This is a genomic window from Hylemonella gracilis str. Niagara R (genome assembly GCF_000600295.1).
In the GTDB taxonomy this organism is placed as follows: Bacteria; Pseudomonadota; Gammaproteobacteria; order Burkholderiales; family Burkholderiaceae_C; genus Hylemonella; species Hylemonella gracilis_A.
Window position 1 is genome coordinate 3,215,101 of record NZ_JEMG01000001.1, and the last position, 15,868, is coordinate 3,230,968.

Genomic DNA, 15,868 nt, shown 5'->3' on the forward strand with positions numbered 1-15,868 from the left:
CCGCCGCGGTCTTGGAGGACTGACCGCGTGCGAGACAGTCAAAGCAGCCCGGCCTGCTCGGCCGCGTCGCGCCAGGCGGCCCGCTTGCGCTCCAGGCTCCAACTTGCGTTGGCCGGGCTGGTCGATGGCAAGCGCAGCACGGGCAAGCCGAAAGCGGCTGTGTGCTTGGCGTGCTTGTGGCTTTCACCGCCGTTGTGCGCGATCAGCCGCAGCTCGGGACAGGCGGCGCGCAAGGCCCCGAAATCGTTCACCACGGCGTTGCGGATCGCGCTGTCCAGGCTGCCCTCCCGCTCGCAGCTCGCGTACACATCCCAGATGCCCAGGCCCCGCGCCAGCACCCAGGCGCAGCGCGCCTCGTAGGCACTGGCGTCGGGCAGAGGAGGGTCTGGCCAGATGGATTGCAAAATCTTCCAGAAATGGTTTTGCGGGTGCGCGTAGTAACGCTGCTCGCGCAGGGACGCGACGCTGGGAAAACTGCCCAGCACCAGCAGGCGGGTGCGCGGCCCCACGATGGGCGCCAGGCCGTTCAGTCGCGGCATGCCGTGGCCTCGCTGGCGAGCGCCCCCCCTTGTGCTCCCATCAAGGCGCCCAGGCGCGGCAAGGCAGCCCAGGCATTGGCCCGGGTGGCCAGCGCCAGCTGCCCCAGGTCCAGACCGCGCAGCTCGGCCAGGGTCTGCGCGATGCGCGGCAGTTCGCCCGGCTCGTTGCGCCCCTGGGCGATGCCCTGCTCGCGTTGCGCCGCCGTGGTGTAGAGCCAGTGCGGCGGAATGTCGGGGGCATCGGTCTCCAGCACCAGGGCCTCCAGCGGCAAGACCCGCGCCAGTTCACGCAGCTTGGTCGCGCGTTCATAGGTCAGTGCGCCGCCAAAGCCCAGCTTGAAACCGAGGGCGGTGAAAGCCTGGGCCTGCTGCAAGCTGCCGTTGAAGGCATGGGCGATGCCACGCCAGGTTTCGCCCGGTCGTGCCAGCTCGCGCAGGCCCTGCAGCAGCAAATCAGCCGAGCGCCGCACATGCAGGATGACCGGCAGGCCGTGTTTTTTCGCGAGCTTCAACTGCTCGCGGTAGAAGAAGATCTGCCGCCTGCGCAGCGGCTCCTCCCGCAGGGCGGGCACGAACAGATCCAGCCCGATCTCGCCCACGGCCACCAGGCGCGGGTCGTCCCGGTGGCGGGTCAGGGCCTGGTCCAGGCGATCCAGGTCCGTGTCCTCGGCCGCCGCCACGTACAAGGGGTGAATGCCCAAGGCGTAGACATCGCCATGCTCATGCGCCAAGGCACGCGCGCGTTCGAAATCCCGCGCCTGCACGGCGGGCAGCACGCAGCAGGCCACGCCCTGGTCGCGCGCGCGGGCGCGCACGGCGGCCAGGTCCGGCAGGAACTCGGGCGCGTCGAGGTGCACATGCGTGTCGATGAAGGTGTCGCGGCGCTCCGTCATGCCCTGAATGATGCCGCAAGCCTTGTGGTCACCAATATACTTGCCAAAAGCAAGCATCTGCGCCACACTGGCGTCATGAACCCCGCTGCCTCCTTGGCCATGCCGTCCATGGCCGATCGCGCCGCGACGCTGCGCGCCTTCAACCGTTTCTACACCCGCCGCATCGGCGTGCTGCAGGATCGCCTGCTCGAATCCTCCTTCACTCTGCCCGAATCACGCGTGCTCTGGGAGCTGGCGCACACACCAGGCATCACGGCCCGCGAGCTGGCCGAGGCACTGCAGCTGGACACGGGTTACCTGAGCCGCCTGCTCACCGGCTTGCGCGAGCGCAAGCTGGTGAGGGCTGAACGCGCGGCCCATGATGGCAGGCAAACGCTGCTGTCCCTGACACCCACGGGGCAACGCGCGCTGGCGCCGCTCGAGCAGCGCGCGCAGGCGCAGATGAGCGCCCTGCTCGCGCCGCTGACCGAAGGCGAACAGCAGGAGCTGCTGTACGCAGCGCGGCGCATCGAGGCCCTGCTCGACCGCCGCCAGGCGGGCCCCATCCGCTTGCGCGGCCTGCGGCCCGGCGATGTCGGCTGGATGATCGCGCGCCACGCGGCACTGTACGCACAGGAACACGGTTGGGACGGGCGCTTCGAGGCCATGGTCGCACGCATCGGGGCAGACTACATCGACCACCTCGACCCCCGCCGCGAAAACGCCTGGATCGCCGAGCGCGCGGAGACTTCGGACGCGGCGGGAGCGGCTGGCCTGACCACCGATGCGCCCGGTCACCCCCTGGGCTGCGTCTTTCTGGTGCAGGCTCAAGACGAAACCCGGGGCCAGTCCGAACCGGACGTGGCCCAACTGCGCCTGCTGATCGTCGAACCCGCAGCGCGCGGCCTGGGCGTCGGCCGGCGGCTGGTGGACGAATGCACGCGCTTCGCTCGCGCGGCCGGTTACGCACGCATCCGGTTGAAGACCCACAGCATCCTGAGCGCCGCGCGCACGCTCTACGCCCAGGCTGGCTACCAGATGATCGCCAGCACGCCGCACGAGAGTTTCGGCCAAAAGCTGATCGCCGAAACCTGGGAGCTACGGCTATGAACGCGCTAGCACGCACGCCCTGCCCTTGCGGCATCGGCGCCCCCTACTCAGCTTGCTGCGGGCGCTGGCATGGCGAGGCCGCGCCTGCTGGTGGTCTTGGGCCGATCACCCCGACGCCACCACCGGCCCCCAGTGCCGAAGCCTTGATGCGCTCGCGCTACAGCGCCTTCGTGCTGGGTCGGGTGGACTACCTGCTGGCCACCTGGCATCCCGACACCCGACCGCCTGAACTGACCCTGGACCCTGGCACCCGCTGGCTCGGCCTGGACCTGCGCGCCGCGCGCGAGGAGGGAGCGCGCGCGACGGTGGAATTCGTGGCGCGCAGCAAGCTGGGCGGGCGCGCCAACCGCTTGCACGAGCTCAGCCGCTTTATCCGCCTGGCGGGCCGCTGGTACTACCTCGACGGCGAACTGCGAAGCTGAGCGGCCGACACAGGCCAAGACACCCGCACAACAACGCCCCACCCTCCCAGCTCAGTCGTGCGGGAAACCACTGGGCGGCGCCTTGGTTTTCCCCTGCCCCTCGCGGGGGCTGCAAAAACCACGCGTCCGTGCTACTGTCGCGCCATCCTTACGCAGGAGCCCATCATGCGTGTGCCGTCCGGTCTGCCATCGAGCGCGCTGCTCACCCCACTGACCCGGTGGATGCAAGGCTTGCGGCCGCATTTCTGGCGTGTGCTCGCACTGTTGGCCTTGTTCATGCTGCTGATCCAGGCCCTGTGGCCCGAGCCGCCCGCGCGCAAGCTCACGCAACAGGACATCGACGCGGCCGTGCTCAAGACACTGGAAACCACAGTGCTGCCCTCAGCAGCTGCGCGCGCCGCCGCCGCCATCGCACCTTCGGTGGTACGCGTCAAAAGCTACGCCGCCGCCAAGGGCGAAGAGGAAGAGCATGGCGTGGGCACGGGCGTGGTGATCGTCAACAGCGGCGTGATCCTGACCAATCTGCATGTGGTCGCCGGCGCGCAACGCGTCGAAGTGACCTTCTTCGACGGCAGCACCTCGCCAGCCTACATCAGCAACACCCAGACGGAAAACGACCTGGCCGTGCTGCAGGCCCGCCTGGTGCCGGACGATCTGGAACCCGCCACCCTGCGCTCCACGGCGGATCTGCAACCCGGCGACGGCGTGGTCGCCGTGGGTTTTCCCTTCGGCATCGGCCCCTCGGTGAGCCATGGCGTGGTGTCGGGGCTGGGCCGCAGCTTTCGTTCGCCCGAGGGCAAGCAGGTGATCGGCAACCTGATCCAGTTCGACGCCGCGGCCAACCCCGGCAACTCGGGCGGACCGCTGGTGACGTTGGACGGCAAGGTGGTCGGCATCGTGACGGCCATCCTCAACCCCAGCGATCAGCGCACCTTCATCGGCATCGGCTTCGCCGTGCCCATCGAGAACGCGGCCTCGGCCGTCGGCATGCATCCGTTCTAAGCAGAAAGGGCCTCCATGAGCACGACTCCCCAGAACCTCACGCCCACCGACGCCACGGAAGCGGCACGTCTGATGGAGCAAGTGCTCTACGAGGTCAAGCGCGTCGTCGTCGGGCAGGACCGTTTCCTGGAACGCGTGCTGGTGGCCTTGCTGGCCCAGGGCCACCTGCTGGTTGAGGGCGCGCCCGGTCTGGCCAAGACGCTGACCGTCAAGACCCTGGCCCGGGTGGTGCAAGGCCAGTTCAAGCGCATCCAGTTCACGCCCGACCTGGTGCCCGCCGACCTGGTGGGCACACGCATCTACAACCAGAAAACAGGGGACTTCGGCACCGTGCTGGGCCCCGTCTTCGCCAACCTGCTGCTGGCGGATGAAATCAACCGCGCGCCCGCCAAGGTGCAAAGCGCGCTGCTCGAGGCCATGCAGGAGCGCCAGGTGACCATCGCGGGCGAAAGCCACCGCCTGCCCTCGCCCTATGTGGTGATGGCCACGCAGAACCCCATCGAGACCGAAGGCACCTACCCCCTGCCCGAGGCGCAGGTCGACCGTTTCATGTTCAAGGTGCTGGTGGACTATCCCAGCGACGAGGAAGAATTCGTCATCGCCCAGCGTGTCACCGGCGCGGTGTCCGGCGAAGCGCCCGCGCAAGCGAACGCCGTCACCGACACGGCGCAACTGGCGCGGCTGCAGGCCCAGTGCCGCGCGGTCTACGTTGATCCGGCGCTGGTGCAGTACACGGTCAAGCTCGTCACGGCCACGCGCGATCCGAAACGCGCCGGCTTGCCCGAACTGGAAAAGCAATTGAGCTACGGCGCCAGCCCCCGCGCCACCATCAGCCTGGTGGAGGGAGCGCGGGCATTGGCCTTGCTGCGCGGCCGCGCCTACACCTTGCCCGAGGATTTCGGCGATCTGGCCGCCGACGTGTTGCGGCACCGCCTCGTGCTGTCCTACGAGGCCCTGAGCGACGGACTGAACAGCGACACACTGATCGGCCAACTCATGGCCCGCGTGCCGCTGCCCACCAAGGTCATGGAACATGACAAGGCCGCGTGAACCCTGAAGCCACCTCAGCCTGGAAGCCCGGACCCATGAACACGCTCGGCGCGGCGGAACAAACCCTCCATCGGCTGGAGTGGACGGTGCTGCGCCGTCTCGACGGTCTGCTGCAAGGCGACCACCGCACCGTGCTGCGCGGCGTCGGCCTGGATCTGGCCGACCTGCGTGAGTACCAGGGAGGCGACGATGTGCGCCACATCGACTGGAACGTCACCGCGCGTCTGCAGCAGCCCCATGTGCGGGTCTACACTGAAGACCGCGAACTGAGTGCCTGGTTCCTGATCGACCTCAGCGCCTCGCTCGACTTTGGTTCGGGGCAACGCCCCAAGCGCGCGCAGTTGGTGGATTTCACCGCCGTGCTGGCGCGCCTGCTCACCCGCCATGGCAACCGGGTCGGCGCCCTGCTGTACGACGGTGAGGTGCGCGCCATCCTGCCGCCCGGTGCCAGCCGGTCCCATGTGCTGCGGCTGCTGCACCTGCTGAGCGCACACCCGGACTCGCCCGCGGCGGACTCTGGCCCCACGCGCCTGCAAGACCTGCTCAAGGCCGCCAACCATCTGCTGCGCCGCCGCAGCGCGGTTTTTCTGCTGTCGGACTTCATCAGCGAACCCGGCTGGGAACGCCCCTATACACACCTGACCCAGCGCCACGATGTCGTCGCCGTGCGCCTGTACGACCCGTTGGAACAGCAATTGCCCGATCTCGGTCTGTTGCCCCTGCAGGACGCTGAAACCGGTGAGGTGCTGCTGGTGGACACGCAAGACCCGGTGTTCCGCGAGCGCTTCGCTCGGTTGGCCGCGCAGCGCGAGGACGCCTTGCGCGACACCTTGGCTCGCGCGGGTGCCGACACACTCGAACTCGCGGCCGACGAAGAACTCTTGCCCGCCCTGCTGCGCTTCGTTCAACTGCGGCAAGCACGCGCGCGGCGCGGTCGTGTGAACCCGGGTGGCGCCTCCCGGGCCAGCGCGCCGATCCCGCGCAGCGCTCGCCTGCGCCTGGTGGCGCGGGAGGCCGCGTGAATTCCCGAATCGTCATGGTGGTGTGGAGGTGCGCGGCGGCGCACGACAGGGAGGTGTTCCCATGAGCTTTCTTTGGCCCACGTTCTTGTTCCTGCTGCTGACGCTGCCCTTGCTGACCGGCTTGTATGTCTGGCTGTGGCGGCGTAAGCGCCAACAGGTGGTGACCTACGCCAGCCTGTCCCTGATCAAGCAGGCGATGACGCCCCGACGCAACTGGCGTCGACACCTGCCTGCGGCCCTGCTGCTGCTGGCGCTGGCCGCCCTGCTGCTGGCCGCAGCGCGCCCCATGGCCCGCATCGCCCTGCCCACGCAGCAAGAGACCATCATGCTGGCCATCGACGTGTCGGGCAGCATGCGCGCCACCGACGTGCAACCCAGCCGGCTGGAAGCGGCACAGGCCGCCGCCCGCGCCTTTCTGGCCGAGCTGCCACGCCACGTCAAGGTCGGCATCGTTGCTTTCGCGGGTTCGGCGCAGATCGCGCAACTGCCCACGACCAACCGGGAGGATCTGAACGCGGCCATCGACCGCTTCCAGCTCCAGCGTGGCACGGCCACCGGCAACGGCATCGTGCTGTCGCTGGCCGCCCTCTTCCCCGATTCCGGCATCGACCTGGGCCAGCTCGCCCATGGCCGCTACGGCCAGCCTCGAGGCATGTCGCTGGACGCCTCCCCCGCCATCCCGCCGCCCGCGCCGGTAGCGCCTGGCTCCTACGGTTCAGCCGCCGTCATCCTGCTCACCGATGGCCAGCGCACGACGGGCGTGGACCCACTGGAAGCCGCCAAGCTGGCCGCCGACCGCGGTGTGCGGGTCTACACGGTGGGTGTGGGCACGGTCGAGGGCGTGACCATCGGCTTTGAAGGCTGGTCCATGCACGCGCGGCTCGACGAGGAGTCGCTCAAAGGCATCGCCAAGCTGACCCACGGGGAATACTTCCATGCGGCCTCGGCCGAGGCACTGACCCAGGTCTATGAAAACCTCAGCTCGCGCCTGACCGTCGAGAAAAAGGAAACCGAGATCACCGCCTTGCTGGCCTTGCTGGGCGCGCTGCTGGTGATGGCGAGCGCCACCTTGTCCATGCTGTGGTTCCATCGCGTGGCCTGAAGCCGCGCGCGCCTCTGCGCCCCGGGATTCACAGCGAGCGCAAGTCGGTCTCCAGCATCCAGAGCAGGGCCGCGCCGACGCCGTAGGCAGCCCAGTCGGGTTCCTCGTTCTGGATCTCGGCCAGAACGGTCGTGTCCCCGTGCCTGAGCAGTTGCTGCAGCTGGGCACGCTGCGCCAGCGTCAATTCGGGCATGACCCGCGCGCAGGCCTGCGCCTTCATGCGCGCGCGCATGGCCGGGCTCGCGGTTTCATAGATTTCCCGTGTCAGCGCGTCCACCGTCACTGAAAAAATCTGGTGCGGCGAGGCTGGGGACGTGGCTGGATGGGCTTGCAGGGTCATACGCGCTCCGTCGCGGCCATGCTGTGGTGGCGCAAGTCACGCCTGGTGTGCCGCTGGACGTCAATCGTGCGACCAGGCTGTAGCCCGCGAGTGAGGCGATTGCAAACCTGGGTAAAGCGAGGGTAAAAATTCGGTGGCCCGGACGGTTCGAGGGACCACGCGGCCCGCATCGCGATCGGCCGCATCCCACCGCGGGGCGGGCGAGATACGACGCAGTTTGCCTACGGCGCGCTCATGAAAGGCTACGGGGCCGACTCAGGACCGCAGCATGCCTTGGTCCAGGCGTAGCGTGCGTTGGCAACGAGCCGCCAGGGTCTCGTCATGCGTGACGACGATGAAGGCCGTGCCTTGCTCACGCGCCAACTTCAGCATCAGCTCGAACACGCCCTCGGCGGTGCCCCGGTCCAGGTTGCCCGTGGGCTCGTCGGCCAAGACGCAGGCGGGGCGCGTGACCAGCGCCCGGGCAATGGCCACGCGCTGGCGCTCGCCGCCAGACAGCTCAGCGGGGCGGTGCAGCAGGCGCTCACCCAGGCCCACGGCTTCCAGCACCCGGTCGGCCTGTCGCGCCGCCTCGGCGCGCGGCAGGCGGCGTATCCACAAGGGCATGGCCACGTTGTCCTGGGCACTGAACTCGGGCAGCAGATGATGGAACTGGTAGACGAAGCCCAGGTGATGATTGCGCAACTGCCCTTGCACGGTCGCTGAGAGCGTGGAGAAATCCTGGCCCATGAGCTGCACACGGCCCGCGCTCGGCGCGTCGAGGCCACCCAGCAGGTGCAACAGCGTGCTCTTGCCCGATCCCGAAACGCCAACCACGGCCAGGATCTCGCCCGCGTGTACCTGCAGGTCCACGCCGCGCAGCACGCTCACGTCGAGCCGGCCTTCGGTGTAACGCTTCTGCAGGCCCTGGGCCTGCAAGACCACAGCTTCGCCGCCGGGCCGCCCCAAGGCGAAACCAGCCCCCTCGGGGAGCATGGGGGTCGTCAGTTCACTCATAACGCAGCGCCTCCGCAGGATTCACGCGGCTGGCGCGCCAGCTCGGGTAAAGCGTGGCCGCGAAGGCCAGCACCAGGGAGATCAGCGCGATGGGCACGATGTCGCTGGCCAGCGGTTCGCTGGGCATGCGGCTGATCAGGTAGATGTCCTGCGGCAGGAAGCTCGCTTGCAGCAGGCGCTCCAGCGCGGGCACCAGCACATCGATGTTGAAAGCCACGCCCAGGCCCAAGGCCAGCCCAGCCAAGGTGCCGATCACGCCCACCAGCGATCCCTGCACCACGAACACGCCCATGATGCTACCCGGACTCGCGCCCAGCGTGCGCAGGATGGCGATGTCGGCGCGCTTGTCGGTGACCGTCATCACCAGCGTGGACACCAGGTTAAAAGCCGCCACCGCCACGATGAGCGTCAGGATGATGAACATCATCCGCTTCTCGAGCTGCACGGCGGCGAACCAGGTGCGGTTCTGCTGCGTCCAGTCACGCACGATCAGGTCCTGGTTTTGCCCCCGCGACAGGGTGGCGACGAGGTCCGAGGCCACCTCGCGCGCCTGATGCAGGTCCTTGAGCTTGACTCGGATGCCAGTGGCGCCCTCGAGCCGGAAGATGCGCGCCGCGTCATCCACATGCAACAGCGCCAGGCCCGAGTCGTATTCGTAGTGGCCGGAGTTGAACAGGGCGACCACCCGCATTTGCTTCATGCGCGGCAGCACGCCAGCGGGCGTGATCTGGCCACTGGGTGCGATCAGCGTCACCGGGTCGCCCACGCGCACACCCAGTTGCCGCGCCAGCTCGCGCCCGAGCACGATGCCGAACTCGCCAGGCACCAGGCGTTGCAACAAATCCTGCTGCAGACCCGCGGCCAGGTCGGTCACCTGCCCCTCCAATCCGGGCACGATGCCGCGCAGCAACGCACCCTTCATGTCCTCGCCGCGCGCCAGCAGGGCCTGCGAGCTGATGAAGGGCGCGGCACCGACGACTTCCGGGTGCTGGCGCACCAGGTCCAGCGTGCGGTCGGCGTCTTGCAGGGCCAGGCCGTCGGCGGAATGGATCTCGATATGCGAGACGACACCCAGCATGCGGTCGCGCACTTCCTTCTGGAAACCATTCATCACCGACAGCACGATGATCAGCGCCGCCACCCCGAGCGCGATGCCCAGCATGGACACGCCTGATATGAAGGAGATGAAGCCGTTGCGCCGGGTCGCCCGACCGGCACGCGTGTAGCGCCAGCCCAGGCTGAGTTCATAAGGCCATTCCATGCAGGTCCCGTCGGTTCTTTTCCGGATTGCTCGAAGCGGTGGGACTGTACAGGACAATCCTGCCCATGCCTTTTTCGCACCTCCTGATTCCCCATGCCCTGGTGGACGACGCCGAGGCCGCGCCCGCGGCCCGGGCGGCGCTCCAAGCCGTATTCAAGAACGGCGGCGCGTCCTCACGCGCTGGTGGCCGCTGGCTGCCCTCGCTGCAAGGCCTTCTGGACCGGGCTCCCCTGCAAACCCGAAGGCTCGACGCGAACGGTGTGACCAGCGCACACGAAGCCATGCTAGCCCAGGCCCTGGGTCTGGACCCGCTGGTCCCGCCCTGGGCCGCATTGCGCGCACATGCCTTGCGCCTGCCCGAGGCCGACACGGCCGCCTGGGCCTTTATGACCCCCGCGCACTGGGTGCTGCCGCAAGGTGTGGGCCAGTCCCAGGTGCGCCTGAGCGACCCCGACCAGTTGCGGCTGGACGAGGCCGAGGCCCAGGCCTTGTGCGCCGCCATGCAAGCGTATTTCGCGGAGGATGGCCTCAGCCTGCACATCGACCGTCCCGGGTTATGGCTGGTGCGCGGCGATGCACTGCGTGGGCTGCGCAGCCCCGCGCCCGAGCGCGTGCTGGCCCTGGGCGGCGACGTGGCGCCCTGGTTGCCGACCGCCTCACCCGCCGCGCCGCTGTTGCGACGGCTGCAAAACGAGATGCAGATGCTGCTCTACACCCACCCGGTCAACGACGCGCGCGAAGCGCGCGGCCTGCCGTCCGTCAACTCCTTCTGGTTGCACGGCGGCGGAAAGCTGGCCGCCGTGCCCACGCCGCAGATCACCTGGACCGTGCTGGACAGCCTGGTCGCCCCCGCGCTGCAGGGCTACGCCTTGGGCGACTGGCGGGCCTGGGCCGAGGCCTGGCGAGCACTCGACGCGCAGCTGGCCCTCACGCTGACCGAGCCCACCGGACCCCAGGACGCCCAGCCTCGGACGACGCAAGCCCCGACCCAGCTCGTGCTCTGCGGCCTGCACATGCTCGCGACCTCGGACAGCACCGAGCCAAGCTCGAACGGCTTCTGGCGCCGCCTGCGCCAGCGCATCCGCCCGGGCCTGCAGAATGAGGCCCTCGCCGAACTGCTGGTTCCCGCATGAAGATCGTCACCCGTGATGTCCCGCCGCGCACGGCCTGGGCCCTGGAACAGGCCGGCGTGCATCCCTTGCTGGCGCGTCTCTACGCCGCCCGGGGCGTGCGCGACAGGGAAGAACTGGACGACACATTGGCCCGCCTGCTGCCGCCCGCCACGCTCAAGGGTGCGACCGAAGCCGCCACGCTGCTGGCCGATGCGATCCAGCGGGACCACAAGCTCTGCATCGTGGCCGACTACGACTGCGACGGCGCCACCGCCTGCGCCGTGGGCATCCGCGGCTTGCGCATGCTGGGCGCGCGGCATGTGCATTACCTCGTGCCTGACCGGGTGGTGGACGGCTACGGCCTCACACCCCCGATCAGCCGGCGCGTGAAGGACAGTGGCGCGGACCTGCTGATCACCGTGGACAACGGCATTGCCAGCGTGGACGGCGTGGCGCTGGCGCGCGAACTTGGCATGCAGGTGCTGGTGACGGACCACCACCTGCCCGGCGCTGAATTGCCGCAGGCCGATGTCATCGTGAACCCCAACCAGCCTGGTTGCACGTTCGAGAGCAAGCACATGGCGGGCGTGGGGGTGATGTTCTACGTGCTGCTGGCGCTGCGCGCGGAGCTGCGCGCCCGCGGTGTGCTGGATCCGGCCACGCAGCCCAAGCTCGACGCCCTGCTGCCCCTGGTCGCGCTTGGCACCGTGGCCGATGTGGTGAAGCTCGACGCCAACAACCGCCGCCTGGTCGCGCAAGGCCTCAAACGCATCCGCGCCCAGTCCATGCCCGAGGGCCTGCGGGCGCTGTTCCAGATCGCCAGCCGCGACCCCACGCGCGCCAGCGCCTTTGACTTCGGGTTCGCGCTCGGCCCGCGCATCAACGCGGCGGGCCGGCTGGCCGACATGACGCTGGGCATCGAGCTGCTGCTGACCGACGACGCCAGCCGCGCCGACGAACTCGCTCGCCTGCTCGACGGCATCAACCGCGAACGGCGCGAAATCGAGGGCGACATGCGGGCGCAAGCGATGGACATCGTCGAACAGCTTTACGATCCTGAGAAAGAAGCACCCAGCGCACTCTGTGTCTACGACCCCGATTTCCACGAGGGCGTGGTCGGCATCGTCGCCGCGCGACTCAAGGACAAGCTGCACCGCCCCAGCTTCGTCTTCGCGGCCAGCCGGGCACCGGGGCACGAGGGCGAGCTGAAGGGTTCGGGCCGCTCCATCCCCGGTTTTCACCTGCGCGACGCGCTGGACTTGGTGTCCAAGCGCCATCCCGGCGTGCTGCTGCGCTTTGGTGGACACGCCATGGCGGCGGGCTGCACCATCGCCCAGTCACATTTCGAGGTGTTCGAGCGGGCCTTGGACGAAGTCGCCCGGGAATGGCTGGACGCCGCCACCCTGACACGCCGCATCGAGACCGACGGCGCGCTGCCACCCGAATACCGCCGCACGGACATCGTGGACGCCCTGGCCCGCGAGGTCTGGGGCCAGGGTTTCGCGCCGCCCACCTTCGGCGAGGAGGTGGAAGTGCTTTCGCAACGCCTGGTGGCCGAGAAGCACTTGGCGCTCAAGCTGCGGCACCAGGGCCAGCCGGTGGACGGCATCTGGTTCGGTCGCGCCGAACCCCTGCCCCCCGCACGCAAGCGGGTCAAGCTGGCGTTTCGCCTGGAAGCCGATGAATGGCAGGGTGTGCGACGACTGCGTTTCCTGATCGAAGGCGCCGAACTCTAGCCCGCCACGGGTCCAGCCTCCACCGGCGCTGCGGATTCGGCCAGACGGGTATGCCCTTCCCCCATTGCTGGGATGGACCCCGCCCGCCTTCAAATTTAGAGTGTTCGGATTTGCGCGTCATCCGGCACTTCATGAACCTCCACTCGCCGACCCACCTGATGAGGGAGCTTCCCCGCCCGGCGAACCAGGCGTTGGCCGACTGCGCCCCTGATCTGACCGCCATGTCGCCCCCCGCAGCTGCCCGCCCCAGATCGCAACCGCCCACGGAGCGGGCGCGCGCGCATTGGCTGGTGCGCATGAACTATTCCAATCGGTTCTTCGTCTGCGCCCTGCTGGGCCTGCCCCTGGGCGCGCACCTGATCGACATCGATGCCCCCCTCTGGCTCTGGGCCCTGCTGATCACACAGTTCTACATTTACCCGCATCTGCTGTACTGGCGCGCGCGCACCGCACGCGACCAGTTGCGCGCGGAAATGCCGCACCTGCTGCTGGACTGCGCGGCCAGCGGAGCCTGGGCGGCGGGCCTGGGCTTTCCAACCTGGCTCAGCTTCGTGCTGTTCGCCTGCAACAACATCAATTTCGTCGCTTTCTACGGCGGGCACGCAGGCGTGCCCCGGCTGGTCGGGGCCATGGGCCTCGGCGCCGCGGTGGTCTGGTTCAGCGGCCTGCATTACCCACTGAACCCGCACACCGGGGTCGCGGCCACGGTGCTGTCCATGGTGGCGCTCACCCTCTACTTGGTCGCCTTCGGGCACACCGGCCACCAGCGGGCCCTGGCCTGGCGCAAAAGCAATCTGAAACTGCGCGAGCAATACCAGAAGATCAATGCCCTGCAAGCCCGGTTGCGGGAACAGGCCGTGCGGGATCCGCTCACCGGCCTGTACAACCGCCGCCATCTGGGCGAGGTGCTCGAACCTGAGCTGGCGCGTTGCCGCGCCGCACGCTCCTCGCTGGCCGTGCTGCTGGTGGATGTCGATCACTTCAAGTGCATCAACGACACCCGAGGCCATGCCGTTGGCGATCTCGTGCTGCAGAACCTGGCCCAGCTGATGCAACGCCATGTGCGCGCGCAGGACATGGTGTTCCGGTATGGCGGCGAGGAATTCCTGCTGCTGCTGCCCGACATCTCGCTGGACACCGCGACCCAGCGCGCCGAGGCGTTGCGCACGGCCTTCTGCCAGACGCCCTTGCGCGTGAGCGGCAAGGATACGCCCCCGCTGACTGTCACCCTGTCCTGCGGCGTCGCGGCCTTCCCGCTGCATGCTGACCAGGGAGAGGCCCTGATCAGTTGCGCCGACCAGGCCTTGTACGCGGCGAAACGGCAGGGCCGCAACCGCACCCAGGTCTGGCCACCTATGATGCATGCGGCGTGCGGGTGAAGGGCCGTTTCACTCAGAACAGGCCCCAGCCGTCCTTCTCTTCCACCTTGCCAGCGCCGCCGTGGCCCAACTGCCGGGCCGGCGCGCGTTGGGTGGGTGCGGATGTCGCGACCGGTTTCGGCTTGGCCCCAGACAAAGCGGCCGCAGGCGCCTTCGGTGTCACTTGCGGCGCCTCGGCAGCCTGCTGCTGAACCTGGAACACCGCCACCACTTCGGCCAGGCGTCGCGCCTGATCACGCAGGGACGCGGCAGCCGCGCCGGACTCCTCCACCAGCGCCGCGTTCTGCTGCGTGACCTGGTCCAGGTTGGTGACGGCCTGGTTCACCTGCTTGATGCCATCGCGCTGCTCGGCGGCGGCGGCGGTGATTTCGCCGATCAGGTCGGACACCCGCCGCACGCCAGAGACGATCTCCTCCATGCTCTTGCCGGCCTGCGCCACCTGGATCGAACCCATCTGCACCGCGTCCACCGAGTTGCCGATCAGGCCCTTGATTTCCTTGGCGGCCTCGGCGCTGCGCTGCGCGAGGCTGCGCACCTCGCCCGCCACCACCGCGAAACCCCGCCCCTGTTCGCCCGCGCGCGCTGCCTCCACCGCCGCGTTCAGCGCCAGGATATTGGTCTGGAAGGCGATGCCGTCGATCACGCCGATGATGTCGTTGATCTTGGTCGACGCGTCGGTGATCAGCTTCATGCTTTGGATCACCTGCTGCACCACATTGCCGCCTTCCTGGGCCGAAACTGCTGCCTTGGAGGCCAATTGATTGGCCTGGGTGGCGGTGTCGGCCGATTGCCCCACGGTGGAGGTGAACTCCTGCAGACTGGCTGCGGTCTGCTCCAGATTGGCCGCCATCTGCTCGGTGCGGGCGGACAGGTCGGTGTTGCCACTGGCGATTTCACCCGAGGCCGCGCTGACCGATTCCACGCTGGACCGCACTTCGGCGATCAGGCCGCGCAGGCGCTCGGCCATGGTGGCGGTGGCGCGCAGGAGGTTGCCGAATTCGTCGGTGCGCCGGACGATGACCGTGACGGTCAGATCCCCGCTGGCGATTGCCTCCGTCACCTTGACCGCATGCGCCAGCGGCTTGGTGATGGCGCTGATCAGGTACATCGCAAGCAAGATGCCAAGCACGACGATCACGGCCGCGCAGACGAAGGCAATGATCAGCAGTCGCGTCTGCGCCGCCTCAGCCTCGGCCACGGCGGCGTCGCGGCTCTTTTCCTGGACCTGGACAAACTTGTTGATCGCGCCGATGTAGGCGGCGGCGCGCGGCTTGTATTCCTTCTCCACGAAAGCCTGTCGAGCGGCCATGTCGGCGCCCTGGTTGATCATTTCGTTGATCTTGGGCGACAGGCCACGGACTTCGGCGCGTATGGCCGCCACCGCCTCCAGCGCTGCTTTCTCCTCGGGTGTGTCAACTTCCTTGTTGATCTTTTCCTGCACAGGATTCAGGCTGGCCGTGATGGCGGCCACCTTGTCGCTCAGGATCTGCGTCAGGGTTGGATCGGCGGACACCATGCGCCCCATGGACATGTCCATGGCGCTTTCCGCCCGGTCACGCCAGTGCGTGGCGATGGTGATGCGGCCCTCGGCCGTGCGCACTTGTTGCAGCGCGCTGTCGGCCAAATGCTCGAAGCGCAGCAGCGTCACCACCGACAGCGTCAACAGGGACAGTATCAATAACAGCACGGTGGCCCACAGTTTGTGGGCCACGCGCAGGTCGTCGAAGAATTTCATGAGCCTTGCTCTCTTGGTTGGAATTTATTGACTTGCAGGCATGGGTTGTCAATTTCTATGAGCAGCCCGCCGTGCGCCGCCCCATCGTGTGCGGTGGCGCCCAGGCAGGGCTTTTTCATCCCTTTGCTCCTGTCTACTCTGATTTCGACGCGCCGCCTGAAATCTGTAACTCAACCCTGCTGCCAAGCGG

15 protein-coding genes are annotated in these 15,868 nt (G+C 68.1%); 9 read left to right on the forward strand and 6 right to left on the reverse strand.

Annotated elements, in window-relative coordinates; genetic code table 11:
• Positions 1–38: 38 nt before the first annotated feature.
• Entirely contained in the window at positions 39–539 is a 501-nt protein-coding gene (locus AZ34_RS14595) for a DNA-deoxyinosine glycosylase (RefSeq protein WP_035609370.1), read from the reverse strand.
• On the reverse strand, positions 527–1,432 hold the full coding sequence (locus tag AZ34_RS14600; RefSeq protein ID WP_051509890.1) for a TatD family hydrolase: 906 nt from the start codon (positions 1,430–1,432) through the stop codon (positions 527–529). Before AZ34_RS14600 ends, AZ34_RS14595 begins: the two co-directional genes overlap by 13 nt.
• A 75-nt stretch (positions 1,433–1,507) precedes the next feature.
• Here AZ34_RS14600 and AZ34_RS14605 point away from each other — a divergent pair, with 75 nt between their 5' ends.
• From AZ34_RS14605 to AZ34_RS14630, 6 genes are all read left to right on the forward strand, one after another.
• Positions 1,508–2,521 (forward strand): bifunctional helix-turn-helix transcriptional regulator/GNAT family N-acetyltransferase, encoded by a 1,014-nt coding sequence (locus AZ34_RS14605; RefSeq protein WP_035609373.1) that lies wholly within the window; start codon positions 1,508–1,510, stop codon positions 2,519–2,521.
• The gene (locus AZ34_RS14610) at positions 2,518–2,943 is read left to right on the forward strand and encodes a YchJ family protein (RefSeq protein WP_035609375.1); all 426 of its coding nucleotides are present in this window, start codon (positions 2,518–2,520) and stop codon (positions 2,941–2,943) included. The genes AZ34_RS14605 and AZ34_RS14610 overlap by 4 nt, the downstream gene beginning before the upstream one ends.
• A 165-nt stretch (positions 2,944–3,108) precedes the next feature.
• Positions 3,109–3,945, forward strand: a complete 837-nt coding sequence (locus tag AZ34_RS14615) for a S1C family serine protease (protein ID WP_081767238.1) — start codon at positions 3,109–3,111, stop codon at positions 3,943–3,945.
• Positions 3,946–3,960: 15 nt separating this feature from the next.
• Entirely contained in the window at positions 3,961–4,995 is a 1,035-nt protein-coding gene (locus tag AZ34_RS14620) for an AAA family ATPase (protein ID WP_035609377.1), read from the forward strand.
• Between the two features lie 35 nt (positions 4,996–5,030).
• A complete protein-coding gene (locus tag AZ34_RS14625) occupies positions 5,031–6,017 on the forward strand; it encodes a DUF58 domain-containing protein (RefSeq protein WP_035609379.1) in 987 nt (328 codons plus the stop codon).
• A 61-nt stretch (positions 6,018–6,078) separates the two neighbouring features.
• Positions 6,079–7,119 (forward strand): VWA domain-containing protein, encoded by a 1,041-nt coding sequence (locus AZ34_RS14630; protein WP_035609382.1) that lies wholly within the window; start codon positions 6,079–6,081, stop codon positions 7,117–7,119.
• Positions 7,120–7,147: 28 nt separating this feature from the next.
• On the opposite strand, the gene AZ34_RS14635 is transcribed toward AZ34_RS14630, so the two are convergent.
• The 3 genes from AZ34_RS14635 to AZ34_RS14645 all read right to left on the reverse strand — a co-directional run bounded on the left by AZ34_RS14635 (position 7,148) and on the right by AZ34_RS14645 (position 9,716).
• Complete coding sequence (locus AZ34_RS14635) at positions 7,148–7,459, reverse strand: hypothetical protein (protein WP_035609385.1); 312 nt, start codon at positions 7,457–7,459, stop codon at positions 7,148–7,150.
• A 255-nt stretch (positions 7,460–7,714) separates the two neighbouring features.
• Positions 7,715–8,434: a lipoprotein-releasing ABC transporter ATP-binding protein LolD gene (gene lolD / locus AZ34_RS14640; RefSeq protein ID WP_051510193.1), complete on the reverse strand. Its 720-nt coding sequence runs from the start codon at positions 8,432–8,434 to the stop codon at positions 7,715–7,717.
• 13 nt (positions 8,435–8,447) lie between these two features.
• Positions 8,448–9,716 carry a lipoprotein-releasing ABC transporter permease subunit gene (locus AZ34_RS14645; RefSeq protein WP_035609388.1) on the reverse strand — a complete coding sequence of 423 codons (1,269 nt, stop codon included), beginning with the start codon at positions 9,714–9,716 and terminating at the stop codon, positions 8,448–8,450.
• A 65-nt stretch (positions 9,717–9,781) separates the two neighbouring features.
• Here AZ34_RS14645 and AZ34_RS14650 point away from each other — a divergent pair, with 65 nt between their 5' ends.
• The 3 genes from AZ34_RS14650 to AZ34_RS14660 all read left to right on the forward strand — a co-directional run bounded on the left by AZ34_RS14650 (position 9,782) and on the right by AZ34_RS14660 (position 13,943).
• Positions 9,782–10,849: a hypothetical protein gene (locus AZ34_RS14650; protein WP_051509892.1), complete on the forward strand. Its 1,068-nt coding sequence runs from the start codon at positions 9,782–9,784 to the stop codon at positions 10,847–10,849.
• The gene (gene recJ, locus AZ34_RS14655) at positions 10,846–12,564 is read left to right on the forward strand and encodes a single-stranded-DNA-specific exonuclease RecJ (RefSeq protein ID WP_035609390.1); all 1,719 of its coding nucleotides are present in this window, start codon (positions 10,846–10,848) and stop codon (positions 12,562–12,564) included. Before AZ34_RS14650 ends, recJ begins: the two co-directional genes overlap by 4 nt.
• Before the next feature lie 296 nt (positions 12,565–12,860).
• A complete protein-coding gene (locus tag AZ34_RS14660; RefSeq protein ID WP_081767347.1) occupies positions 12,861–13,943 on the forward strand; it encodes a sensor domain-containing diguanylate cyclase in 1,083 nt (360 codons plus the stop codon).
• Positions 13,944–13,956: 13 nt separating this feature from the next.
• Here AZ34_RS14660 and AZ34_RS18960 read toward each other — a convergent pair whose 3' ends face one another.
• Positions 13,957–15,678, reverse strand: coding sequence for a methyl-accepting chemotaxis protein (locus AZ34_RS18960; RefSeq protein ID WP_035609393.1), 1,722 nt, complete (start codon positions 15,676–15,678; stop codon positions 13,957–13,959).
• Positions 15,679–15,868 lie beyond the last annotated feature (190 nt).

Excerpts from the sequence above, each read along its gene's own strand:
- AZ34_RS14595 (WP_035609370.1), bottom strand. The coding sequence starts at position 539 with ATGCCGCGACTGAACGGCCTGGCGCCCATCGTGGGGCCGCGCACCCGC.
- AZ34_RS14600 (WP_051509890.1), bottom strand. The coding sequence starts at position 1,432 with ATGACGGAGCGCCGCGACACCTTCATCGACACGCATGTGCACCTCGAC.
- AZ34_RS14605 (WP_035609373.1), top strand. The coding sequence starts at position 1,508 with ATGAACCCCGCTGCCTCCTTGGCCATGCCGTCCATGGCCGATCGCGCC.
- AZ34_RS14610 (WP_035609375.1), top strand. The coding sequence starts at position 2,518 with ATGAACGCGCTAGCACGCACGCCCTGCCCTTGCGGCATCGGCGCCCCC.
- AZ34_RS14615 (WP_081767238.1), top strand. The coding sequence starts at position 3,109 with ATGCGTGTGCCGTCCGGTCTGCCATCGAGCGCGCTGCTCACCCCACTG.
- AZ34_RS14620 (WP_035609377.1), top strand. The coding sequence starts at position 3,961 with ATGAGCACGACTCCCCAGAACCTCACGCCCACCGACGCCACGGAAGCG.
- AZ34_RS14625 (WP_035609379.1), top strand. The coding sequence starts at position 5,031 with ATGAACACGCTCGGCGCGGCGGAACAAACCCTCCATCGGCTGGAGTGG.
- AZ34_RS14630 (WP_035609382.1), top strand. The coding sequence starts at position 6,079 with ATGAGCTTTCTTTGGCCCACGTTCTTGTTCCTGCTGCTGACGCTGCCC.
- AZ34_RS14635 (WP_035609385.1), bottom strand. The coding sequence starts at position 7,459 with ATGACCCTGCAAGCCCATCCAGCCACGTCCCCAGCCTCGCCGCACCAG.
- lolD (WP_051510193.1), bottom strand. The coding sequence starts at position 8,434 with ATGCTCCCCGAGGGGGCTGGTTTCGCCTTGGGGCGGCCCGGCGGCGAA.
- AZ34_RS14645 (WP_035609388.1), bottom strand. The coding sequence starts at position 9,716 with ATGGAATGGCCTTATGAACTCAGCCTGGGCTGGCGCTACACGCGTGCC.
- AZ34_RS14650 (WP_051509892.1), top strand. The coding sequence starts at position 9,782 with ATGCCTTTTTCGCACCTCCTGATTCCCCATGCCCTGGTGGACGACGCC.
- recJ (WP_035609390.1), top strand. The coding sequence starts at position 10,846 with ATGAAGATCGTCACCCGTGATGTCCCGCCGCGCACGGCCTGGGCCCTG.
- AZ34_RS14660 (WP_081767347.1), top strand. The coding sequence starts at position 12,861 with ATGAACTATTCCAATCGGTTCTTCGTCTGCGCCCTGCTGGGCCTGCCC.
- AZ34_RS18960 (WP_035609393.1), bottom strand. The coding sequence starts at position 15,678 with ATGAAATTCTTCGACGACCTGCGCGTGGCCCACAAACTGTGGGCCACC.